The 22,674-nt window shown below is 61.3% G+C and carries 18 protein-coding genes; 6 read left to right on the forward strand and 12 right to left on the reverse strand.

Annotation, left to right across the window (positions count from 1 at the left end):
- Positions 1-48: 48 nt before the first annotated feature.
- Both htpX and KVQ74_RS09490 read right to left on the reverse strand, forming a co-directional pair.
- A complete protein-coding gene (gene htpX / locus KVQ74_RS09485) occupies positions 49-936 on the reverse strand; it encodes a protease HtpX (RefSeq protein ID WP_217830802.1) in 888 nt (295 codons plus the stop codon).
- A gap of 304 nt (positions 937-1,240) precedes the next feature.
- The gene (locus KVQ74_RS09490; RefSeq protein ID WP_217830803.1) at positions 1,241-2,452 is read right to left on the reverse strand and encodes a pyridoxal phosphate-dependent aminotransferase; all 1,212 of its coding nucleotides are present in this window, start codon (positions 2,450-2,452) and stop codon (positions 1,241-1,243) included.
- 224 nt (positions 2,453-2,676) lie between these two features.
- Between KVQ74_RS09490 and msrB the strand changes: the two genes are divergently transcribed.
- The 3 genes from msrB to KVQ74_RS09505 all read left to right on the forward strand — a co-directional run bounded on the left by msrB (position 2,677) and on the right by KVQ74_RS09505 (position 4,137).
- Entirely contained in the window at positions 2,677-3,072 is a 396-nt protein-coding gene (msrB, locus tag KVQ74_RS09495; protein WP_217830804.1) for a peptide-methionine (R)-S-oxide reductase MsrB, read from the forward strand.
- Positions 3,073-3,193: 121 nt separating this feature from the next.
- Positions 3,194-3,679, forward strand: a complete 486-nt coding sequence (locus KVQ74_RS09500; RefSeq protein WP_217830805.1) for a glutathione peroxidase — start codon at positions 3,194-3,196, stop codon at positions 3,677-3,679.
- Positions 3,676-4,137, forward strand: a complete 462-nt coding sequence (locus tag KVQ74_RS09505) for a MarR family winged helix-turn-helix transcriptional regulator (protein WP_217830806.1) — start codon at positions 3,676-3,678, stop codon at positions 4,135-4,137. The genes KVQ74_RS09500 and KVQ74_RS09505 overlap by 4 nt, the downstream gene beginning before the upstream one ends.
- Here the strand turns inward: KVQ74_RS09505 and KVQ74_RS09510 are convergent.
- A complete protein-coding gene (locus KVQ74_RS09510; protein ID WP_217830807.1) occupies positions 4,121-6,442 on the reverse strand; it encodes a hybrid sensor histidine kinase/response regulator in 2,322 nt (773 codons plus the stop codon). The genes KVQ74_RS09505 and KVQ74_RS09510 overlap by 17 nt on opposite strands.
- A 166-nt stretch (positions 6,443-6,608) precedes the next feature.
- On the opposite strand from KVQ74_RS09510, the gene KVQ74_RS09515 reads away from it, so the two are divergent.
- Positions 6,609-7,499 (forward strand): ATP-binding protein, encoded by an 891-nt coding sequence (locus KVQ74_RS09515; RefSeq protein WP_217830808.1) that lies wholly within the window; start codon positions 6,609-6,611, stop codon positions 7,497-7,499.
- Entirely contained in the window at positions 7,496-7,978 is a 483-nt protein-coding gene (locus tag KVQ74_RS09520) for a GAF domain-containing protein (protein WP_217830809.1), read from the forward strand. The genes KVQ74_RS09515 and KVQ74_RS09520 overlap by 4 nt, the downstream gene beginning before the upstream one ends.
- Here the strand turns inward: KVQ74_RS09520 and KVQ74_RS09525 are convergent, their stop codons facing one another.
- From KVQ74_RS09525 to KVQ74_RS09560, 8 genes are all read right to left on the reverse strand, one after another.
- Positions 7,979-10,924 carry an HD domain-containing phosphohydrolase gene (locus KVQ74_RS09525; protein ID WP_217830810.1) on the reverse strand — a complete coding sequence of 982 codons (2,946 nt, stop codon included), beginning with the start codon at positions 10,922-10,924 and terminating at the stop codon, positions 7,979-7,981.
- A 48-nt stretch (positions 10,925-10,972) separates the two neighbouring features.
- Positions 10,973-14,617: a transporter substrate-binding domain-containing protein gene (locus KVQ74_RS09530; RefSeq protein WP_217830811.1), complete on the reverse strand. Its 3,645-nt coding sequence runs from the start codon at positions 14,615-14,617 to the stop codon at positions 10,973-10,975.
- A gap of 8 nt (positions 14,618-14,625) precedes the next feature.
- Positions 14,626-15,252, reverse strand: coding sequence for a response regulator transcription factor (locus tag KVQ74_RS09535; protein ID WP_217830812.1), 627 nt, complete (start codon positions 15,250-15,252; stop codon positions 14,626-14,628).
- A 343-nt stretch (positions 15,253-15,595) separates the two neighbouring features.
- The gene (locus tag KVQ74_RS09540; RefSeq protein WP_217830813.1) at positions 15,596-16,924 is read right to left on the reverse strand and encodes a deoxyguanosinetriphosphate triphosphohydrolase; all 1,329 of its coding nucleotides are present in this window, start codon (positions 16,922-16,924) and stop codon (positions 15,596-15,598) included.
- Positions 16,925-16,992: 68 nt separating this feature from the next.
- On the reverse strand, positions 16,993-18,156 hold the full coding sequence (locus tag KVQ74_RS09545; RefSeq protein ID WP_217830814.1) for an EAL domain-containing protein: 1,164 nt from the start codon (positions 18,154-18,156) through the stop codon (positions 16,993-16,995).
- Positions 18,157-18,283: 127 nt separating this feature from the next.
- Positions 18,284-18,622, reverse strand: a complete 339-nt coding sequence (locus KVQ74_RS09550; RefSeq protein ID WP_217830815.1) for a hypothetical protein — start codon at positions 18,620-18,622, stop codon at positions 18,284-18,286.
- On the reverse strand, positions 18,619-19,005 hold the full coding sequence (locus KVQ74_RS09555; RefSeq protein WP_217830816.1) for a phage holin family protein: 387 nt from the start codon (positions 19,003-19,005) through the stop codon (positions 18,619-18,621). The genes KVQ74_RS09550 and KVQ74_RS09555 overlap by 4 nt, the downstream gene beginning before the upstream one ends.
- Before the next feature lie 2 nt (positions 19,006-19,007).
- Positions 19,008-19,322 (reverse strand): DUF883 family protein, encoded by a 315-nt coding sequence (locus KVQ74_RS09560; RefSeq protein ID WP_217830817.1) that lies wholly within the window; start codon positions 19,320-19,322, stop codon positions 19,008-19,010.
- A gap of 305 nt (positions 19,323-19,627) precedes the next feature.
- Here KVQ74_RS09560 and KVQ74_RS09565 point away from each other — a divergent pair, with 305 nt between their 5' ends.
- Positions 19,628-20,836 (forward strand): ammonium transporter, encoded by a 1,209-nt coding sequence (locus KVQ74_RS09565; RefSeq protein ID WP_217830818.1) that lies wholly within the window; start codon positions 19,628-19,630, stop codon positions 20,834-20,836.
- Here the strand turns inward: KVQ74_RS09565 and KVQ74_RS09570 are convergent.
- On the reverse strand, positions 20,833-22,545 hold the full coding sequence (locus KVQ74_RS09570; RefSeq protein ID WP_217830819.1) for a cation:proton antiporter: 1,713 nt from the start codon (positions 22,543-22,545) through the stop codon (positions 20,833-20,835). The genes KVQ74_RS09565 and KVQ74_RS09570 overlap by 4 nt on opposite strands.
- Positions 22,546-22,674 lie beyond the last annotated feature (129 nt).

Below are 22,674 nucleotides of genomic sequence, written 5' to 3' on the forward strand. Positions count from 1 at the left end.
AAAAGGCCCGCATCACTGCGGGCCTTCTTGTTTATACGCCGGGCTGAATCAGCCGCGACGACGCAGGGCGTCGATACGCTCTTCCAGCGGTGGGTGGCTCATGAACATGCGAGCGAACCCTTGCTTGATGCCCCCGTTGATGCCGAAGGCATTCAGGGTGTCGGGCATGTGTACCGGCAGGCCTTGCTCGGCACGCAGGCGTTGCAGGGCGCCAATCATCGCGGCTGTGCCGGCCAGACGCGCACCGGCATCGTCGGCGCGGAATTCCCGTTTGCGCGAGAACCACATGACGATCGCGCTGGCCAGGATACCCAGTACCAGTTCGGCGAAGATGGTCGCCACGTAGTAGGCGATGCCCTGGCCTTCTTCGTTCTTGAAGATCACCTTGTCGACAAAGTTGCCGATGATCCGCGCGAAGAACATCACGAAGGTGTTCACCACGCCCTGGATCAGCGCCAGGGTGACCATGTCACCGTTGGCCACGTGGCCGATCTCGTGCGCTAGCACCGCTTTCACTTCATCCGGCGAAAAACGTTCCAGCAGACCCTGGCTGACCGCGACCAGCGCGTCGTTCTTGTTCCAGCCGGTGGCGAAGGCGTTGGCCTCGTAGGCCGGGAAAATCCCGACTTCGGGCATCTTGATCCCGGCTTCACGGGACAGTTGCTCGACGGTTTGCAGCAGCCATTGTTCATGACGGGTGCGCGGTTGGCTGATGATCTGGGTGCTGGTGCTCATCTTCGCCATCCATTTGGAGATGAACAGCGAGAACAAGGAACCGGCAAAACCAAAGACCGCACAGAAAACCAGCAGCTGACTGAGGTTGAGATCAACCCCGTTGGCCGCCATGAACCCGTTGAAGCCGAAAAGGCTCAGGGTGATGCTGGCTATCAGCACGACCGCCAGGTTAGTGGCCAAAAACAGCAGGATGCGCATCATGGTTGTAGAACTCTCCTCAAGCTAAAGATGTATCGTACTGCGGGGTATATAAGGTGCGGCACCTGGCGATTCAACCGGGTGACTATTTCAAACTGTGTCCTACAGCGAAATCCGTCGCGTGCAGGGCGTTTCCCACGTCCGGTGCTGACAGGCAAGATCGCCAGCGTCCACCCGCAGCCACTACCTCAGGGGCGTGTGACCGTTACGAGTCGCAAGTGTAGAAGGCGTATGAGGGCGGGGCGTGCAGAAGTGTTGCTGAATCAGACAGTGCGCAACGTTCGGGGCGTTGCGCACTGATGGCCGGTTACTGGCGATAGGACTTGAGGAAGTTGCCGATACGGCCGATCGCCATGTCCAGGTCATCGACCCGTGGCAGGGTGACGACCCGGAAGTGATCCGGCCACGGCCAGTTGAACGCCGTGCCTTGCACCACCAGCAGCTTCTCGGAGAGCAGCAGGTCGAGGACGAATTTTTCGTCGTTGTGGATCGGGCAGACCTTCGGGTCGATTTTCGGGAACGCGTACAGCGCACCCATCGGCTTGACGCAGCTTACGCCGGGAATGTCGTTGAGCAGTTCCCAGGTGCGGTTGCGCTGTTCCAGCAGGCGCCCCTGTGGCAGCACCAGGTCGTTGATGCTCTGGTAACCGCCCAGCGCCGTCTGGATGGCATGCTGGCTCGGCACGTTGGCACACAGGCGCATGTTGGCCAGCATGTCGATGCCTTCGATGTAGCTCTGGGCGTTGTGTTTGGGACCGGAAATCGCGATCCAGCCGGAACGGAAACCGGCCACGCGGTAGGACTTGGACAGACCGTTGAAGGTCAGGCACAGCAGGTCCGGGGCCAGCGAAGCGGTGCAGATGTGCACGGCATCGTCGTAGAGAATCTTGTCGTAGATTTCGTCGGAGAACACCACCAGGTTGTGCTGGCGCGCCAGCTCCAGCATGCCCAGCAGCACTTCCTTCGAGTACACCGCGCCGGTCGGGTTGTTCGGGTTGATGATCACCATGGCTTTGGTATTCGGGGTGATCTTGGCCTTGATGTCGGCCAGGTCCGGGAACCAGTCGGCGCCTTCGTCGCACAGATAATGCACCGCATTGCCGCCGGCCAGGCTCACGGCCGCCGTCCACAGCGGATAATCCGGGGCCGGCACCAGCACTTCGTCGCCGTTGTTGAGCAGGGCCTGCAGCGACATCACGATCAGTTCGGAAACGCCGTTGCCCAGGTAGATGTCTTCGATGCCGACACCTTCGACCTGCTTCTGCTGGTAATACTGCATGACGGCCTTGCGCGCGCTGAACAGGCCTTTGGAGTCGCTGTAGCCCTGGGCGGTCGGCAGGTTGCGGATCACATCCTGAAGGATTTCATCCGGCGCTTCGAAACCAAAGGGTGCCGGGTTGCCGATGTTCAGCTTGAGGATGCGATGGCCTTCCTCTTCCAGGCGTTTGGCGTGCTTGAGCACCGGGCCGCGAATGTCGTAGCAGACGTTGGCGAGCTTGTTCGATTTGCTGAACTGCATGGCGATGTGATCCCGAAAATGAACGATCCAGGCGGCGGGTGGACAACCGTGCTGGGAATCCTGCGTCTTCACACAGGTGGAGGTCTTGCGCGGCGGTTCCCGGAATTCGTTTGAATGCGCAGGATGCCGCTGCCAGACTGGCGCGTGACGAGGCGCAATCATACGTGCCACCCGATCCGTGGAAAAGGTACAGATCGGGCTTTTTCAGCCGCTGAGGTGTGATGATGGAAAAGATAGAAAAGACCCTGGAGGAATGGCGGGCGATGCTCGACCCCGAGCAGTACAACGTGTGCCGTCTCAGCGCCACCGAGCGACCGTTCTCCGGCAAGTACAACGCCACAAAGACCGACGGTGTTTATCACTGCGTCTGCTGCGACGAGCCGCTGTTCGATTCCACCACCAAGTTTGACTCCGGTTGCGGTTGGCCGAGCTTTTACGCGCCGATCGGCGAAAGCGCCATGACCGAAATTCGTGACACCAGCCACGGCATGATCCGCACCGAGGTCAAGTGCGCCCGATGCGATGCCCACCTGGGTCACGTGTTCCCCGACGGTCCGCCGCCGACAGGGCTGCGTTACTGCATCAACTCGGTGTGCCTGAACCTGGAACAGCGCGCGTGATATGAACCCTGCGGGAGCTGCTTTTGGCGGCTCTCGCAGAGCGTTGCCTGAATATTTAAATTGCACGCAATTCAATTGCTCGCTATTTTTACCCCTTACCCACTTTTCAGAGTGCGCACCCATGAGCGACAACCTGCTGAACATCCCGTGTACCACCATCAAGGGCGAGCAAAAGACCCTGGCCGATTTCGCCGGCAAGGCGGTATTGGTGGTCAACACCGCCAGCAAGTGTGGGTTCACCCCGCAATACAAGGGGCTTGAACAGTTGTGGCAGACCTACAAGGATCAGGGCCTGGTGGTGCTGGGTTTCCCGTGCAATCAGTTCGGCAAGCAGGAGCCCGGTAACGAAGGCGCGATCAGTGAGTTCTGCGAGCTGAATTACGGCGTCAGCTTCCCGCTGTTCAAGAAGATCGACGTCAATGGCGCGGGCGCGCACCCACTGTTCGCGCAGCTGAAGAAACGCGCACCGGGCGTGTTGGGTTCCCAGGGCATCAAGTGGAACTTCACCAAGTTCCTGATCGGCAAGGACGGGCAGTTGGTCAAGCGTTTCGCGCCGGCCACCAAGCCACAGGACCTGAGCCGCGAGATCGAAGCCCTGCTCAAATGAACGACCTGTCCGCCGATTCGCTGAAGCTCGACAGCCAGCTGTGCTTCAAGCTGTATGCCGCCTCCCGCGCGGTGATCCGTGGCTACAAGCCGATGCTCGATCAGCTTGGCCTGACCTACCCGCAATACCTGGCGATGCTGGTGTTGTGGGAGTGGCAGGAAACTGCGCCCGAGCAGCCGACCGTCAAGGCCCTGGGCGAGCGTCTGGCGCTCGACTCGGGGACGCTGACGCCGCTGCTCAAACGTCTGGAGCAACTGCAACTGGTGCAGCGCCAGCGCTCGGCGCGGGATGAGCGTGAAGTTCACTTGAGCCTGACCCACGAAGGCCTGGCCCTGCGCGATCAGGTCGGGCCGCTCAAGGCCCGGTTGTTGTGCGACAGCGGGGTGGATCTGGGACGGCTCGAAGAGCTGCGCACGGGGCTCGATTACCTGCTCGGGCAGATCAAAGCGGCGTCGTAGTCGGTATCCACTGATCGAGCAGGGCCGCCAGTTCTTCGCGGCGAAACGGTTTGGCCAGGTAGTCGCTCATGCCCGCTGACCGGCAGCGTTCGCGTTCCTCGGACATGGCGTTGGCGGTCAGGGCGACGATTGGCAGGTGCGGCCAGCGACCGCTCTGGCGAATCTGCCGACTGGCTTCATAGCCGTCCATCACCGGCATGTTGCAATCCATCAGCACCAGGTCGAACTCATCGTGTTCCAGTTGATCCAGCGCTTCGGCGCCATGGGCGGCAACGATCACGTCGCAGCCGAGTTTGCCGAGCATGCCTTTGGCCACCAACTGATTGACCGGGTTGTCCTCCACCAGCAAGACCCGTCCACGGCGCTGGGACGGCGGCGCTTCGACGCGCGCGCTGTCGATGGTGGTGACGTCCTGTTGCAGGATCCGCCGCAGGTTCTGATACAACGCATTGCGCGCCAGCGGTCGGGCCTGCTGCTGCAGCGGGGCGAGGGCGGCCGCTTCCTCGCTGGGCATGAAACTGCCGTAGGCGGTCACCAGCAGCACCGGCGCGCCGAGGGTCGGACGCAGGCCGAACAGACATTCAGGACAATCAGTGATGAGTACATCGGGCGACAAGCCGAGCAGTGAGTCATCGATGGTGCGCTGTTCATAGGTCAGCCCCCAGACCGGCAGCAGACCGCCGAGCAGTTCCGCCAGACCGCTGCTTGAGGCCGTGATTGCCAGCACCTTGCCCGTCATCGGCGCCGGGGGCACGGCGCGGGTATGGCAGGGCAGCGGTAGTTCGGCGCAGAACTGGCTGCCGAAGCCGACTTCGGAACTGATCGTCAAACGGCCCTGCATGGCTTCGCAAAGGTTGTACGTCAGCGCCAGGCCCAGTCCGGTGCCGCCGTACTGCCGGGTGATACCGGCGCCCGCCTGGGTGAACGGCTGGAAGATTTTCACCTGCGCTTCCTGAGCGATGCCGATGCCGGTGTCGCAGACCTCTATGCGCACGCCGTCCGGTGAGGTCGACAAGCGCACATCGACCCGACCGAAGCGGGTGAATTTCAGGGCGTTGGACAGCAGATTGCTGACGATCTGCCGGACCCGGGTCGGATCGCCCAGCACCAGCGCCGGGAAATGCGGGTCGATCAGGCACGTCAGCTCGACACTCGGCGCCGCGTTCTGTGACAGCAGGTTGGCGGTGTCTTCGATCAGCGAGCCGAGGTCGAACGGAATGTGCTCGAGCTCCAGTTGCCCGGCGTCGAATTTCGACAGGTCGAGGATGTCGTTGAGCAGTTCCACCAGCACCTTGCCCGAGTCGTGGGCGATGGACAGTTGCTGCTGCTGTTCGGCATTCAGCGGGCCGTCCAGCGACAGCGCGATCATCCCCAGCAGACCGTTGAGCGGGGTACGGATTTCGTGGCTCATATTGGCGAGGAACGCCGACCGCGCCTCGGCCATGTCCAGGGCGGTGCTGCGGGCCACTTCCAGTTCTTCGTTGGACTGAGTGAGGCGGTCGTTGATTGCCTTGAGCTCGGCGGTGCGGGCCGAGACGATGTTTTCCAGTTGCCCGAGGTAGTCGGTCAGGCGGTTTTCCGCGTTGCGCCGTTGCTGGATCTCCGTGGCGATGTTGTCGAATTGCTGGTTGGCGACTTTGACCAGCACGCCGATTTCATCGTTGGCGTGTCCGGTAGGGCATTCCAGGGTGGTTGGCTCGGCGCTGCGCGGATCACGGCCGCTGAGCTCGCGGATGACTCGCACCAGCGGCTTGGTCAGCATCACGTAGAACAGCGCCAGCAGCAGGCCGGTGAGGATCAGGCTGCGGGCAAAACCGTTGAGCAGGGTGACTTCGGCGCGGCGCAGAAAGCGGCTGCCGAAGGCGTAGGTGTCGACCTCCAGGCTCAGGCTGCCGAGGGATTCGTTGGGCAAGTGGTCGAGGTAGAGGCGGTCTTCGAAACGGCGTTTGGCGCCGAACAGGAAGTCGCTGATCATCCGGTAGCCGCTTTGCAGCTCGGGGCGTTTGACGCTGGCCAGCACCGTCTGGTTGTTGTCGACCAATTGCGCGGAAATGATTGCTGGCGAGCGCAGCAGGCCCAGTGTCAGTTCCTGGGCCAGTTCGGCGTCGATGTTGTAGGCGATGCGCGAAGCCGGGTTATGGCTGATTTCCAGCAAAGACAGGATTTCACGGTTGATGGAGGCGTCTTCGCTGGCATAATCGATGCCGATCTGCACCAGACTGAGCAGCGTGCCCAGAATGAACCCGACAAGCACAGTAAGTCGGGCTTGCTTGTAAGACAGCCGGTGGGTGAATTTGATATCCATGGGGTGTTGAACCACTTCCGTTTCCCTTCGCTGCTCAAGCATAGTCGATCAAGTATGGATACCGTGCCTCTCGAATCGCCTTGTAACAAGGGGTGGAGAGGGTGTTGAAGTCTGTTTGTCGGCGCTGTACCGCCATCATTACTGTGAACGAGCCCGAGGAGAAGACGTGGATTCCCGATTGAATGCTTTTCTTGAACGCGCCGAGTCGGTTCTGGCGCGCATCGAGCCGTTGCTGCCGGCGCCGCGCCCCGTCATCGACTGGAGCCATTGCCTGGCCGCACGCTGGCAGCGTGACGGTCGCAGCGGTTTCCTGCTGCCGCTGGAAGTCAGCCTGGACATGCGCCTGTCCGACCTGATCGGCGTCGATCGTCAACTGGAACAGTTGGGCCGCAACACCCAGCAGTTCCTCGACGGCATGCCGGCCAACCATGCCTTGCTCTGGGGCTCGCGTGGCACTGGCAAGTCGTCGCTGGTGCGTGCGTTGCTCGCCGAGCACGCCGCAGCCGGTCTGCGATTGATCGAGATCGAGCGCGATCATCTGGCGGATCTGCCACGGGTAGTGGAGCAGATCGCCAAGCTGCCACAGCGCTTCGTGCTGTTTTGCGATGACTTGTCGTTCGAGTCCGGCGAAGGTGATTATCGCGTACTCAAAAGCGTGCTTGACGGTTCGCTGGAGCAGGCGCCGGACAACGTGTTGCTGTATGCGACGTCGAACCGCCGCCATCTGGTGCCGGAAAAGGAAAGCGACAACGAAAACTGGAAGCGCGTCGACGGCGAGCTGCATCCCAGCGAGGCGGTGGAAGACAAGATCGCGCTGTCGGATCGCTTTGGCCTGTGGCTGTCGTTTTACCCGTTTACCCAGGAACACTTCCTCAATGTCGTCGAACACTGGATCGGCCAATTGGCCGCCAAGGCCAATCTGAGCTGGCAGCGCGACGAGCAACTGGACATTCTCGCCGTGCGCTGGGCCACCGGACGCGGCAACCGCAACGGACGTTGCGCGTACCAATTCGCCCGTTACTGGGTGGGACTCAAATTGCTGGAGCACAAGGCATGATTGATTTGCAACAGAGCGGCCAGGGCCTCGAAGGCTATGGCATGTTGGCCGCCCAACTGGAATCGCTGCTGGCGGATGAGCGCGATTTCATCGCCAACGCCGCGCAGTTTTCCGCATTCCTGTTCAACCAGCTCGATGACCTGAACTGGGCCGGTTTCTACCTCAACCGCAACGAAGAGCTGGTGCTGGGGCCGTTCCAGGGCCAGATTGCCTGTGTACGCATTCCGTTCGGGCGCGGTGTCTGCGGCGCGGCGGCGGCCAGCCTGCAAACCCAGCGGGTGGAAGACGTGCATGCGTTCCCCGGCCACATCGCCTGTGACAGCGCATCGAACAGCGAGCTGGTGGTGCCGCTGGTCAAGGATGGCCGCCTGATCGGCGTGCTGGATCTGGACAGCCCGAAACTGGCACGCTTCGGCGTCGACGATCAGGCCGGCATCGAGCGGCTGGCGGCGATTTTCCTGCGTCTGACCGACTGCTGATCACACCGTCAGGCCCGCCTTGTGCAACAGGCTGGCGGGATCGACGGCATCGATCTGCCGAGGATCGAGAAAGCGATGGGCGTACTCCAGGTACACGCCGTCGCTGATGAACAGGCCGAACAGTTCGGCATCGATATGCGCGTCGCGGCACATGTTGGCCATGATTGCCAGCGCCTCGCTGAGGTTCTTGGCCTTTTTGTAGGGCCTGTCGGCGGCGGTCAGCGCCTCAAAGATGTCGGCGATTGCGATCATCCGTGCCGGCAGGCTCATTTCCTCGCGTGTCAGGCGTTTGGGATAACCGGTGCCGTCCATTTTTTCGTGATGACCGCCGGCAATTTCCGCGACGTTGTTCAGATGCTCGGGGAAGGGCAGGTGACTGAGCATCAGGATCGTCTGCACCATATGGTGATTGATGATGTAGCGCTCTTCGCGGGTCAGGGTGCCGCGGCTGATCCGCAGGTTGTACAGCTCGCCACGGTTGTATTTGTAGGGTGGCACGTCGAGTTTGAACCCCCACGGATTGTCCTCGGGGATCAGCTCGCTGGCGGCGCGTTCGAGCAGATGTTCGGGTTTGTCGGCGAGCAACGGTTCGCTGACAGGCAAAACCGGCGCTGGCGTGCGCGACTGGCGCCGATTCTCTTCCCATGACACTCCCAGACGATCATCCAGCGTGCGTTGCCAGCGCCGCTGTGCGATCTGTTCAAGACGCAGCAGATCGGCTTCGGCCATGGCTTCCGCCCCCAGATTGCAGTGGGCGACAAAGGCAAAGTCGTCATCCAGGCCGGCCAGGGTGGTATCGCGCAGCGTTGCCAGTTGCGTTTCGTCGCCACCGGTGGCGAGCGCCTGCCAGTAACTGACCCAGGCATCGCGCTTGAGCACTTCGAATCGGGTGCGGACTTCGTGGATGCGGTCGTTGAGGGTTTCCAGTTTGGTGGCTTTGTCGACCACATATTCAGGCGTCGTGACCTTGCCGCAATCGTGCAGCCAGGCGGCAATGTGCAGGGCTTCCCATTCGTCTTCGCTCGGCTGATAGGCGCGGAAGGCCGGGGCCTGGCTGGCGGCAGCGGCGTGGGCGAGCATCAGCGCCAGTTCTGGCACGCGCTGGCAATGTCCGCCGGTGTAGGGGCTTTTCGCATCGATGGCCCCGGCAAGCAGTTGAATGAACGCATCGAGCAAATGTTTCTGCCGGGCTTGCAGGCGCTGGCTTTCGATACTCACCGCCGCTGCCCCGGACACCGCTTGCAGGAACGCGATGCGATCGGGCCGCAGCTTTTCCAGATCGGCCTGGGTGCCGCTGTCGTTGATGAGCAGGATCAGCAGGCCGACGGTTTCGTTGTGCCGGTTGCGCAGGCGGATGCCGATCAGATGCACCCTCGGCGAGGTCATCGCCAGCAGCACCTTTTGCAGATCGCCGGCCTGCTCGAAGCCGATGTCGCTGACCACCGTGTCGGCCTGCGCCAGTTGCTGAAACCAACCGGGACTCTGCCCGGCATCCAGGTTCCGGCCCTGGATATCGAAAGTCGCCAGGGCCTGCGCCTTGCCATCGATCACCAGCCCGTGGGGCTCCATGCGATCGCCGTCGTGTTCGCGCAGGTAAATCAACCCGGCCTGGGCCTGGGCGATCTGCACCGTTTCGAGCAACACGCGCTGCAACAGCGGGGCAAACCGGGTTTCTGCGGTCAGGCTGTCGGTGATGCGGAAGAAACTCGCCAGGGTGTCCTTCATCCGCGCCATTGACACGCTCAGTTGGTCGACTTCCAGTACGGGAGAGCGGCGGGTGAGCGGGAAGTTGAAGTCGAAGCTGCGAATCGCGTCGGCTTCCTTGACCAGTGCATGCAGCGGCTTGACCAGAACCCGGGAAATCAGCCAGCCGAGCGGCAGACACAACAAAAGGGTGGCGAGGGTAATCAACGCGCCTTGCCAGCGCAGGCGATAAGCGTCGACCAGCAGTTCGTCCTCCGGCACCAGCAACGCCATCTGCAACCCTTTGGGTCCTCCCTCCTGCAAGGCACTGCGGGCGACGATCCACTGCCGCCCGTCAACCATCAGCCGTTTGCCTTGATGCTTGCCGGACAGCAGCGCGTGCAGGCTCGGACTCAGGTCGGCCGCCTTGGCCAGGCGCGGTGTACGGTCGTCGACGACCAGACGGCTGCTGTCGGGGTAAGCCACGGCATTGCCATCGGTGTCGAACAGGGCGATTTCCGTGGCCGGCGTGACCACATGCTTGACCAGGGTGGCGGACAGGGTTTCCAGGGTCAGGTCGGCGCCGATCACCGCGTTTTCATCGCTGCGCCGGGCCAGGGTGGTGCCGACGTTACGGGTGGAGAAAAACACGTAGGGTTCGGTGGTGATCTGCCCGCTTTGTTGCCGGGCGTCGCTGAACCAGGCCCGCTGGCGTGGATCATAGGCATCGTCGGGATTGTCCTGCTGGCCGATCCGCGTCAGCCCCTGATCGAAAAACACTGATTGCGAACGGGCCTGACCGCTGGCGTCATGCTCGATGCTCCAGACCTGGTAGGCCGCTGCATCCGGGGCTTTGACCAGGGTTTTCAACGCTGCTGTGCGCAGGGGCCGGACCATGAAAAAGTCACCGTTGGCGTAGCCGACGTACAACGAGGCCAGATCCGGGTTGTCGGCAAGTGACTGACTGAACGGTTTGAGCAGCGCCAGGCGTTGTTCCAGGTTCCCTGCCTGGGTGGCCGGATTGCCCGCCAGCAGACTCAACAGATGCCGAATCGGTTCGTAGGTGGCTTGCAGATCCACGCGTACATCCTGTTCGATGCGGCTGAACAGTTTTTCACTGCTGACGAGAATGATCTGGGTGGTTTGCCGGTAATTGAACAGGCCCAGCACCACCCCGGTGAGCAACAGCAGGAAGGTGAACATGACGCTGATGTGCACGTGCAGCGGAAACCGGCGTTGTTCCGGGCGCAGTGGGCTGGGCATCACGGTCTCTCCATGGGGGTTAACACACTGCTCAGCGTCAAAGCATAGTTAAGGCTCGGCGGTTTTGCCGTAACCGGATCGGGCCAATTGCTGCTGCAATGCCTGCTCCAGATCGAGCATGGCCTGGTTACTCGCTTCGCAGCGCTGACCGATATCATTGGCCGGCAACGCCTGGGTGCAGGCCTGTTCCAGCGCTTCGCAACATTCGATCAGACGGGTGGCCTGGGCAATGCGTGCGGCGCCTTTGATTTTATGGGCGATCGCCGCCAGTGCCTGACGATCATGCAGGGGCGACAGCGCCAGCAGCTCCTGGCGGTCATCGCGACTGCTGTTGAGCAGTTCAACCAGTAATCGCTGCGCCTGGGCCGGGTTGCCACCGGTCAGCTGATTCAGCCCTTGCAGGTTGAATGCCGCGACGGCGGGCGTCGGCCTGACCTTGTTCAGCCATTGACTGAGCAGGCTCAGGCTCAAGGGTTTGAACAGACAGTCATTCATCCCCGCCTGCTTGCAGCGTTGCACTTCCTCGGGCTGCGCGTTGGCGGTGAATCCCAGTACGGTGCAGGGCGGGCGTTGGGTCTGGCGCTCATGGCGGCGGATGGCGCGGGTCAGTTCATAGCCATCCATCACCGGCATGTTGCAGTCGGCGATCACCAGTTCGAAACGGCCGGCCTTCCATTGCTCGAAACCGCTCTGACCCTCTTCGGCGAGGCTGAAGGAATGACCGAGGAATTCCAGTTGCTGGCACATCAGCAGACGGTTGGCCGGGTGATCGTCAACCACCAGCACATTGAGGGGCGTTGCGGACATCAGGATGGGCGGCTCGATCTTCTGTCTGCCGGTGTCGGCGGGGAAGGTTTCCAGAGGCAGGGAAATGCACACCTGAGTGCCAATCCCTTGCTGGCTGCTCAGGTGCAGTTGTCCCCCCATCATTTCGCACAGGCTGCGGCTGATCACCAGTCCCAGGCCGGCGCCGCCCCTGACCTGCGGCCGGCCGGTTCCGGCCTGGGCGAAGGGGGCGAACAAGCGTTGCTGGTCTTCGGCACCGATACCGATACCGCTGTCCTGAATGGCCAGTTGCAGAATCGAATGCGAGGGTTCTTCGGTGGTCATCAGGTCCACCATCACCCGTACGTGTCCACGGTCGGTGAACTTGATGGCGTTGCTGATCAGGTTGGACAGCACCTGCTTGAAACGCAGCGGATCCAGATGCACATCGACCTCCGGGTTGGCAGGGTTGCAGGTCAGCTGCAGCACGAGATTTTTCTGCCGGGCCAAGCCTTCGAAGATTTTCACCACCGAACTCACCGTATCCGTCAGGTTGACCCGCTCCGGACTCAGGCTCAGGCGCCCGGACTCGATCCGGGCGATGTCGAGAATGTCGCCAATCAGGCTCAGCAGATCCTTGGCCGACTGGTAGGCGGTTTCGATGGACGAGCGATCAGGGTGGCAGTGCTCCATGCGTTCGAGTGTCAGTTCGAGCATGCCGATGACAGCGTTCATAGGTGTACGGATTTCATGGCTCATGGTTGCCAGGAAGGTGCTCTTGGCGCGGTTGGCGTCATCCGCCTGTTCCTTGGCTGCGCGCAACTCGTCGAACAACTGGTGACGCTCGCTGATATCGATCCAGCCGCCGATGATTCCCTGCACCCGGGCGCTGGAGTCGCGGTAGGGCAGGATCCAGTGGTAGATGGTCAGGCGCCGGTTGCCGATGTGCAGGGGGCGGTCGAGTACCAGCGGTTTGCCTTCGGCGATGACGCGTTGGTAATCCGCCTGATAGACCTGCGCCTCGAACGCGTTGCTCAACGCACCCTGCATGACGCTTTTGCCGATGACATCTTCGCGCCTGGCGTTGAAGGTTCGCAGGTAGCTGTCGTTGCAACTTTGCAGCAGGCCCTGGCGGTCCCGTACATAGATCGGATGGGGCGTGCCATTGACCAGCGAACGCATGAATTCGTATTGATCGTTCAACGCCCGCTCGGCTTTCTGGCGTTGTCTGATCTGCCGGCGCATGTAGGCATTCCACGCCAGAGACAGCAGCAGGAGCAGACAGGCCACGCCGATCACCTGATAGAACAGGCGCTGGTAAACCCGCCAGGTGCTGGGCGATGCGCCGGAGTAACCGCGCCAATGACCGTTGATGATGCCCAGTTCCTCGGGGGTGATGCTGGAGAGGGCCTTGTCGATGATCGACCCCAACTCCTGATTGTCGCGGGATGTCGCCAGGGAAAAGGCTGCCTGGAGCGTGCCGATGGTGGTGGTGATCTGGAGAGGGTGTTCGAAGATCCGTGATGAGATGAAATAGTTGGCGATCAGCAGCGAATTCACCGCGCCTTCGACCCGGCCCTCATCGAGCAGGGCCACCGCGCTGAAGGTGTCTGGGGTTTCGATCAACTGGATGCGCGGAAACTCGCGGCGCAGGTACTCGATCATCGGATTGCCCTGGGCGATCGCCAGGTGCTTGCCCTTGAGTTGCCCCAGGTGGGTCGGGCTGTCGGCGGATTTGCGGGTCAACAGGACGAACGAGTTTTCCAGGTACGGCCGACTGAAATTGAGGATCTGCTCGCGCTGAGGCGTTGGCAGCAGGGCGGCGATCAGGTCGGCGCGATGGGTGTCGACCTGCTTGATCATTTCGATGTCGCTGCGGCTGCGACGGATATCGAAGCGCAGACCGGTGCGCAGGCGGATCAGTTCGAGCAGGTCCGCACTGATGCCACGGAAGTTGCCGTCGTTGTCGAAGAAGGTCAGCGGCGCGTACGACTCGTTGACCAGCACGCTGACGACCGGGTGTTCCTTGAGCCAGAGTTCTTCGCGGCGGGTCAGTTGCAGTTTCTGGTCGGTCAGCAATATGTCACTGCCGGCGCTCCAGCGCTTGGCGATGCTGACCCGTTCGCTGCCTGGCATCGCCGCGAGCATGGCATTGATGATGCCGAGCAACGGGGTGTTGTCGCGATGCACCGCGAAGCTGAATCCATGGGCTTCCTGCTTGCCGAAATTGGCCATGCGGATGTTGTTCAGGTAGCCCTTGTTGATCATGTAGTGGGTGGAAATCGTATCGCCGAGGAACACATCGGCCTGATCGAACGCGACTGCGTTGATCGCATTCTGGTAGGACGGAAAGGAGGTGATGAGCGCTTTCGGGTACAGGGCCTTGATTTCCTCGAGCGGCAGGTAGTGATAGACCATGCTCAGTCGCAGGCCGGCGAGGCCTTCGCTCAGGGAACGGGTTTCGCCTTCGCGGGTGACCAGTACCGGCTGATCGATGGCGTAGGGCCGGGACAGCGTAAGCTCGGGGTTGCCAGCCTCATAGGCGTTGGCAGTACCGATCAGGTCGATATCCCCGTCGATCAGCGCCCGGATGGCGGCATCCCGCGAGGCATAGCGTGCGACCCTGACCGGCAGTTCGGTGGCCTGGCTCAGCAGGCCGACATAATCGGCGGTGAACCCTTCGTAGTCGCGCCCGCTGGCGGTCATGTCAAAGGGCGGGTAATCCGGCGCGGATGTCCCGATGACCAGTTCCTTGCGAGTGTGCAGCCACTGCCGTTGCGAAGGTTCCAGCACCAGCGGTATCGATCCGCTTGCCGAGCGACTGAGCAGGGTGAAGTCCTGCGGATCCGTGGGGTTGGCGGACACAGGCCCGCTCAGGCAAAGCCCCGCGCACACTGCGATCAGATATTCCTTTAAACGGCTGGGCATGCGGGCTCTCACACGAGTGCGTTACGTTTGGCCATTTCGATAAGTTCTACTAGGGACTTCGCCTTGAGTTTCTGCATCAGGCGTTTTTTGTAAGTGCTGACGGTCTTGTTGCTGAGAAACATGCCTTTGGCAATTTCCTTGTTGGTGCGTCCTTGGGCGAAAAGTTGCAGGACCATCAACTCACGGTCGTTTACGGATTTGAACAGTTCAAGTTCGTTGTAGCGAATATCGTCGCTGCGAACCGGATTCAATGCCTGGCTAGGGAAATAGTTGTAACCGGAAAGTACGGCCTTGATTGCGCTGACCAGTTCGCTCAAGTCTTCCTGTTTGCACACATAACCCGAAGCGCCGGATTGCATGCAGCGAATGCCGAACAGTGTCGGGCATTGAGCGGTCAGGACCAGGGTCTTGAACGGTGAACTCATGGCGTTGAAGCGGGCGAGGACTTCGAGGCCGTCCAGCTTGGGGATGCTGATATCGAGAATGATCAGGTCGGGCATGCATTCGCGGACCATCTGCATGGCGTCGACCCCGTTATCGGTTTCACCGACCACCTTGTAGCCCTCGTGTTCCAGCAACATTCGAACGGCAAGACGAATAACCGGATGATCGTCGACGATAAAAACGGAGTTCATAATCAAATCCCATGCAAGCGCGAATAAAGCGCGCACCTTAGCTCAGATAAATGAGCAGTCGCATGAGCGGACACGGCTCCAGCAGTGATCTAGGATTATTCCTACAAGAGAAAGAGAATGTGACTACAAGTAAACTAGGTGTGGCGTAAGGAGATAGGTTGTTTTTACCAAAAAAATAATATCGAAGTTGTTCTCGAATATTGATTGGTAAGCGGTTTTTCGGCTTTTATTTGCCGATGATTATTTATCTGGCGGTTGTTTAAGAGTGGAAGGCGCTGCAGCCCCGTTTCGGCTGTCGAGAACCCCGCTGACCGGTGTTGGAGGTCACCGGTCAGCGGAGATTTCAGTGGCTTGAGCGTCCGGTCATTTCCAGGGCCATGTCGCTGGCGTAACTGTCGGTCATGCCGGCAATGAAGTCGATCATGCGCAGGAACGAGCCGTGCAATGAACCGTGGGGATCCGGCGCGTTGTTGCCGAGCAGATCCAGGATCCTGCGACTCTTGAACGACGGCGTCCGCCCGTTGTGCTGCTCCAGCGCGGCACCGCAAAAAGCGTTGAGCAGGATTTCCAAGGTCGTGTAGGCACCGATTTCGTGCAGGGTCTTGCGCTTGTCCTGGAAGATCTTCTTGCGCGCTATGTCCTTGGCATTCAGCACGCAACGCTTGGCCGGGCCGTGCATATGCTCGACCAGATCGCCATGAAGCGTGCCGGAGAGCAGCGCATCCTGTTGCTCGACAAAGGCCCGGGCGGCGGCGTTGGTCAGGTGTTCGATGGCCTTGCCACGCAGGATCGCCAGTTTGCGCCGGCGCGAATCCTGGGGGCCGAGTTGGCGATAGGTTTCCGGCAGGTCATCGCCCACGAGGCCAAGCAGCAGCGACTCGACTTCCGGGTAGTCGAGCAGCTCCATTTCCAGACCGTCTTCCAGATCGATCAAGGCATAGCAGATGTCGTCCGCCGCCTCCATCAGATAGACCAGCGGATGACGCGCCCAGCGCTGTTCTTCGAGCTGTGGCAGGCCGAGTTTGTGGGCGATCTGCTCGAGCAGCGGCAATTCGCTCTGATAGCAACCGAACTTGTGCTTTTTGTAGCCGAGGGAATCGGCGTGACGCGCCGTCCACGGGTACTTGAGATAGGTGCCAAGGGTGGCGTAGGTCAGGCGGGTGCCGCCATCGAACTGGTGATATTCCAGTTGGGTGAGCACCCGGAAACCTTGCGCATTGCCTTCGAAATTGAGGAAATCACCGCGTTCGGCATCGCTCATCGCATCCAGCCAGCCGCGTCCGGCGGCCTGCTGAAACCAATGGCGGATCGCATCTTCGCCGGAATGCCCGAACGGCGGGTTGCCGATGTCATGGGCCAGACAGGCCGATTGCACGACCATGCCCAGATCACTTGGCTCGCACCACTCGGGCAAGGCGCCGCGCAGGGTTTCACCGACGCGCATGCCCAGCGAGCGGCCGACGCAACTGACTTCCAGAGAATGGGTCAGGCGGGTATGGATGTGGTCGTTGCTGGAAACCGGGTGAACCTGGGTCTTGCGTCCCAGGCGGCGGAATGCACCGGAGAAAATGATGCGGTCGTGGTCTTTGTGAAAAGGGCTGCGGCCGAGTTCTTGCGGGCTGTGCAGCGGCTTTCCGAGGCGTTCGCGGTTGAGCAGGGTTTGCCAATCCAAGGCTGATTCTCTCCGTCTGGTGACTGATGGCCTAGCTTCCCGGTTCGCACTCGCGTCTGCAAGCGCAACTACAACCCGGCGGCATCGATGTCGATCAGCAGCAGGCGTTCACCATTGTCGAAAAACTGTCCGGCGGTCAGGCAGTACTGGTTGCTGGTCGCGTCACGGTAGGTGCTGGACAGCGTCAGACGGCGTTCTTCCCAGCCTTCGGCCAGCAGGTGATAGAAGTAGGGGCGCCATGACCAGTTGTGTCCCAGGTAACGGTTATCGGCGCTCCAGCCGTTGTGTTGCCATTCGAGGTTGGGGGTCAGTTGGGTGCCATGGCGGTCGCACTGGTAAAAGCGCAGCAGCCAGGGAAACGCATCGAGTTGCGGCAACGCACTGAGCGGTGCGCGGGCCTGAGCCCAGGCTTGCAGGATCGCCATGAGTTCGCCGAGCTGCTGGCGCATCCGCATCAAGCGCCCGCGTTCTGCGAGTTTCTGCGCAACGTAGCGCTGGCGCAGTGCGGCGAACGGCTGGACGAAGGCGTCCGGGGCGAAAAACGCTTCCTGCGCCCGGGCAAACAGAAAGCCCTGGACGTAGCGCGATCCACATTCCAGGGCAAAGTTGAGCTGGGCCTCGGTTTCCACCCCTTCGGCAATGATCCAGCAACCGGTTTTCTCGGCCATTTGCGCCAGCGCCTTGACCACATCGCTGCTCGGCCCGCCGCGTGCGGCCTCCTGGAAAAGGCGCATGTCGAGTTTGAGGATGTCCGGTTGCAAGGCCAGCACGCGATCCAGTTGCGAATAGCCGGCCCCAAAGTCATCGATGGCGATTCGTGCGCCGACCTCGCGGTAGCGCGCCACGACCTCGTTGAGGCGCTGACTGTTGCCGCCCAGTTCGGTGATCTCGAAGACAATGCGTCGGGGATCGATACCGTGGCGGGCGAGCTGCTTGAGACTGGGCAATGGTTGATCGGCGCGCAAACGACTGATCCAGCGCGGCGACATGTTCAGGCTGAGGAACCAGTCGGTCGGAGCTTCATGCAGTCGACTCAGGGCGTTGTCGCGTATCTGCCGGTCGAGGCGACGCAGGGCGATCGCGGGTGTACGCGGGTCGGCGAACAGCGGCCCGACCGAGGCCAGTTGACCGTCGGCCTGGCGCAGGCGACCCAGTGCTTCGACGCCTGCAATACGTCCTGTCGCGGTATCGATGAACGGCTGAAAGCAGGCGAGCGGTTGCCCGTCGATCACGGGGCCTCCTAAAAAGTCTTGTTGTTCTGGTGGATGCTTGCCGACCGGATAGGCGAGCGGGATTGAACCTCTGGATAAAGAGATTCAATCCCGCCGCTATTGCAAGAATGCAGCCAGATGCGCGACGTCAGCGTTTGCCCGAGTTCTGCATGACCAGTTTGATCAACGGGCCGAGCGTAGTGCCCAGGCGGATCAACCGGGTGAGGCCGCCGATACCGCCGCTCTTCGCACCCTTGCCGGTGAGAAAACCCAGCAGCGTCACGGCGGCCACGCCCCACAACGGCGCGTGCTTGATGCCGAAACCTTCGTGCAGGTTCTGACTCATGCCACGGATTCGCTGCAAGGGTTGCAGGACCTGTCCGGTTTCATGGCGGATTTCCTGACGGTGCATCTCCATGCGCAAGCGGATCAGTGCCTTGCGCATTTCCTGGCGTGAACTGTTGTGCGGAAGTTCTGGCAGGCTCATGGCAGCAGGCGCTCCCGGTCGTTGGCCAACTCTTCCAAAGTACCGTGGAAGGGTGAGGATTCATCGAAAACCGCAGCCTTGAGCCGCAGACCGCAGAAGATGGCCGCCAGGGTATAGAACACGCACAGCCCGATGATCGCCGGTAGACGATAGAGGTCCCAGAACACAATCAGCACCAGTGCCGACAGACCGACCAGCAACAACAGGGCAAATACCAGGGCCAGGCCGGCGAACAGCAACAGGCTGACGGTACGGGCTTTCTGCTCCTGCAATTCGATGCCGAACAGTTCGACGTGGCTGTGCAACAAGCCAAGGACAGCGGCGCCCAGGCGCCGGGTGGAGGAGCTGGTGCCCGATGCCGGGCCGGATTCACCGATCGACATAATCAGCGCCGTGTGGCCAGCAGGCCAATCAGAAAGCCCACGCCTGCGGCGATGCCGACTGATTGCCACGGGTTGGCCGACACATAGTCTTCGGTGGCGGCAACCGCTGCCTGGCCGCGATCACGCAGGGTGTCTTCGGTCAGCTTCAGGGTTTCCCGGGCGCGCAGCAGGCTTTCGTGGATCTGCTCACGCAGCTCATCGGCCTGGTCGCCCGCCAGGGTGGCGGTGTGCTCGAGCAACCGTTCGGTATCGGCCACCAGCGTCTGAAAGTCTTCCATCAGAATGTCTTGAGCGGTCTGTGCCTTGGTTCTGGCCATGGGTGGATCTCCGTAAGTGGCTTTCTGAAGCGTTCGAGTATGAGCCTTGCGCGAAGGTTCAGTGCAAATGACTGGTACAACTTTTGCTGTGTCGTGGTGCATCGACCGGCCACTGTGCGCCGTTGCCGGGCGTGCAACCGGGAAAACCTTATCCGGTTGATGATGGAACGTGTCAGGACATCGACCTTGTGCGCCAAAGCGGTTCGCCGGACTGCCGGATCGGGAACCGTACAGTCGCAACTTGGTGCATGAAATGTCCGCATGAACCGCTTTGGTGCCTTTTTCAGCCTTGGGTCTGCCTCCTTATGGAAAATCTGCAAAGCGCTGTGGACACGCTGGTTCACAGCTCCAATACGTTGTTCATTCTGATTGGCGCGGTGATGGTACTGGCGATGCACGCCGGATTCGCGTTTCTGGAAGTCGGCACGGTTCGCCAGAAGAACCAGGTCAACGCCCTGTCGAAGATTCTCAGCGATTTCGCCGTCTCCACGCTGGCCTACTTCTTTATAGGCTATTGGATTTCCTACGGGGTGACCTTCCTGCAACCGGCGGCCGTACTCAGTGCCGATCACGGCTACGGGCTGGTGAAGTTTTTCTTCCTGCTGACCTTTGCGGCGGCGATCCCGGCGATTATTTCCGGAGGCATTGCCGAACGGGCGCGGTTCGTTCCGCAACTGTGCGCGACGGCATTGATCGTCGCGTTCATTTATCCGTTTTTCGAAGGCATGATCTGGAACGGCAACTACGGGTTGCAAGCCTGGTTGACGGCGCAGTTTGGCGCAGCGTTCCACGATTTCGCCGGTTCCGTGGTGGTGCATGCCATGGGCGGCTGGCTGGCGCTGGCGGCCGTGCTGTTGCTGGGGCCGCGCAACGGACGCTATCGCGAGGGGCGGCTGGTGGCTTTCGCGCCGTCGAGCATTCCGTTTCTGGCGCTCGGCTCGTGGATCCTGATTGTCGGCTGGTTCGGCTTCAACGTGATGAGCGCGCAGACCCTGCAAGGGGTCAGTGGCCTGGTGGCGGTCAATTCGCTGATGGCGATGGTCGGCGGAACGATGGCGGCGTTGCTGGTCGGGCGCAATGACCCGGGGTTCCTGCATAACGGCCCGCTGGCCGGACTGGTCGCGGTGTGTGCCGGTTCCGACCTCATGCACCCGGTGGGCGCACTGGTGACCGGTGCGATTGCCGGTGCGCTGTTTGTCTGGTGCTTCACCGCCGCGCAAGTCAAATGGCGGATCGACGATGTGCTGGGCGTGTGGCCGCTGCATGGCTTGTGTGGTGTCTGGGGCGGCATCGCCTGCGGGATCTTCGGGCAGACCGCGTTGGGTGGCCTGGGCGGTGTGAGCCTGGTCAGTCAACTGATCGGCACAGCCCTGGGCGTGGTCGTGGCGCTGGTCGGCGGCTTTGCCGTTTACGGGCTGATCAAGGCGCTGCACGGGCTGCGCCTGAGCCAGGAACAAGAGTATTACGGCGCCGATCTGTCGCTGCACAAGATCGGCGCGGTGAGTCAGGACTAAGTCTCTTCATCTTCGGCACCGGGGTAAAAACCGTGCAGCAGGCGATAGCGATCCATGCGTATCTGATCGACTCTTGCCTGCACCTTGTGTGCCGGCAACCCGAGCATGATCAAGGCATGTGAGCCGAGCATCAGGCTTGACTCCAGAAGCTCCGGCACCACTTCCGTGGCGCCGGCGGCTTTCAGCTCAGCCAACTGACTGTCATCGCGGGTGCGCACCAGAATGGGCACGCTGGCGTTCAGGCGTCGCGCCTCCTTGAGTACGCGCAAGGCAACATCACTCTGATCCACGGCAATCACCACCAGCCTGGCGCGCAGCAGGCCCACGGCGGTGAGCAAGTCGCCCCGTGTGGAGTCGCCGTAATGCACGTCACGTTCGCGGGCGGCGGCTTCCTGAATTCGCACGGGATCGTTATCCAGTGCGATGTAGGGTTGCCCGGCGTTGTGCATGAAGCGCCCGATCGACTGGCCGACGCGGCCGTAACCGCAGATCACCACATGCTGATCGAACCCGGCGTTCAGGGCGCTGATCTGTTCGATCTGCGCCTCTTGATTGGGTTTTCGGTGCAGGCCGGCAGCGATTCGCGGGGCCGCGCGCAGCAGTAGCGGCGTCAGCAGCATCGAACAGAACGTCGCCGCCAACAGCAGGGCACCGAGTCCGGCCGGGAGCATCTGGTTCTGCTGCATCTGCGCCATCAGGGCGAAACAGAATTCGCCGCCCTGGGCCAGGGCCAGACCGCTGCGCCAGGCGGTTTCACTGTCGCTGCCGCGCCATTTGACCAGCACCGCCACCACGCAGCCCTTGATCAGCAGCAAACCCAGTGTCAGGCCGAGGATCGCCAGGCTGTGGCTGAAAAACAGTTGCAGGTCGATCAGCATGCCGATGCTGACGAAAAACAGGCCGAGCAGGATGTCGCGAAACGGCCGGATATCCGCCTCGATCTGATGCCGATAGTGGCTTTCCCCCAACAGCATGCCCGCGAGAAAGGCCCCCAGGGCAGGAGACAGGCCCAGCAGGTGTGTGAGCCAGGCGGTCAGCAGAACGATCACCAGTGCCAGCAGGACGAATAGCTCCGCCGAGCGCGAGGCGGCGACTTCGTGAAACAGTCGCGGCAGCAACCATCGGCTGGCCAGCAGCAGGCCGAGGAACAGCGCCACGGTTTTGCCCAGGGTCAGCGGCAGCGCCAGATACCATGCCTGATCGCTGCTGCCGGCGAACACCGGGACCAGCGTCAGCAACAGCACCGCCACCACGTCCTGAAACAGCAGCACGCCCACGGCATTCTGGCCGTGGCTGCTGAATATTTCGCCGAGGCTGCTCAGTTCCTTGGTGACAATTGCCGTGGATGACAATGACAGGCCAGCCCCCAACAACAGCGCGTCCGTGACCGGCATGCCCAGCAGCATCAGCACCCCGCCCAGCAATAGTGCGCTGACCAGCACTTGCTGGCTGCCCAGACGGAACACCACTTTTCGCAGGGCGATCATTTTCGACAGGGAGAATTCCAGCCCCAGGGAAAACAGCAGAAAGACCACGCCCAACTCGGCGATGTCCGGCAAGTGTTCGCTCTCGTTGACCCAGTCGAACGCCTTGGGTCCGACCATCAATCCCACGCACAGATACCCCAGCACCGGCGGCAGACGCAGGCGGCGGAACAGGGCAATCATCAGCAGGGACGAAGCGAGAATGATCAATAGGTTGGCAAACACGAAAACTCCGAAGACAGGTCTGGCTACTCAAGCGTAGAGGCAAAAAACAACGAAGCATCGCGCAAAGCGGATTTTTCGCGACTGATGTGCATCAGCGTTTTGCCGGAAAGTGCGACTGAGGTTCGGAGA

The organism is Pseudomonas botevensis, assembly GCF_019145475.1.
Classification (GTDB): domain Bacteria; phylum Pseudomonadota; class Gammaproteobacteria; order Pseudomonadales; family Pseudomonadaceae; genus Aquipseudomonas; species Aquipseudomonas botevensis.

What these genes read in the sequence shown, in the direction of transcription:
- KVQ74_RS09490 (WP_217830803.1), bottom strand. Translation starts at nt 2,452, where the DNA reads ATGCAGTTCAGCAAATCGAACAAGCTCGCCAACGTCTGCTACGACATT.
- KVQ74_RS09555 (WP_217830816.1), bottom strand. Translation starts at nt 19,005, where the DNA reads ATGTCGATCGGTGAATCCGGCCCGGCATCGGGCACCAGCTCCTCCACC.
- KVQ74_RS09525 (WP_217830810.1), bottom strand. Translation starts at nt 10,924, where the DNA reads ATGCCCAGCCCACTGCGCCCGGAACAACGCCGGTTTCCGCTGCACGTG.
- htpX (WP_217830802.1), bottom strand. Translation starts at nt 936, where the DNA reads ATGATGCGCATCCTGCTGTTTTTGGCCACTAACCTGGCGGTCGTGCTG.
- KVQ74_RS09565 (WP_217830818.1), top strand. Translation starts at nt 19,628, where the DNA reads ATGGAAAATCTGCAAAGCGCTGTGGACACGCTGGTTCACAGCTCCAAT.
- KVQ74_RS09505 (WP_217830806.1), top strand. Translation starts at nt 3,676, where the DNA reads ATGAACGACCTGTCCGCCGATTCGCTGAAGCTCGACAGCCAGCTGTGC.
- KVQ74_RS09510 (WP_217830807.1), bottom strand. Translation starts at nt 6,442, where the DNA reads ATGGATATCAAATTCACCCACCGGCTGTCTTACAAGCAAGCCCGACTT.
- msrB (WP_217830804.1), top strand. Translation starts at nt 2,677, where the DNA reads ATGGAAAAGATAGAAAAGACCCTGGAGGAATGGCGGGCGATGCTCGAC.
- KVQ74_RS09500 (WP_217830805.1), top strand. Translation starts at nt 3,194, where the DNA reads ATGAGCGACAACCTGCTGAACATCCCGTGTACCACCATCAAGGGCGAG.
- KVQ74_RS09520 (WP_217830809.1), top strand. Translation starts at nt 7,496, where the DNA reads ATGATTGATTTGCAACAGAGCGGCCAGGGCCTCGAAGGCTATGGCATG.
- KVQ74_RS09560 (WP_217830817.1), bottom strand. Translation starts at nt 19,322, where the DNA reads ATGGCCAGAACCAAGGCACAGACCGCTCAAGACATTCTGATGGAAGAC.
- KVQ74_RS09535 (WP_217830812.1), bottom strand. Translation starts at nt 15,252, where the DNA reads ATGAACTCCGTTTTTATCGTCGACGATCATCCGGTTATTCGTCTTGCC.
- KVQ74_RS09550 (WP_217830815.1), bottom strand. Translation starts at nt 18,622, where the DNA reads ATGAGCCTGCCAGAACTTCCGCACAACAGTTCACGCCAGGAAATGCGC.
- KVQ74_RS09530 (WP_217830811.1), bottom strand. Translation starts at nt 14,617, where the DNA reads ATGCCCAGCCGTTTAAAGGAATATCTGATCGCAGTGTGCGCGGGGCTT.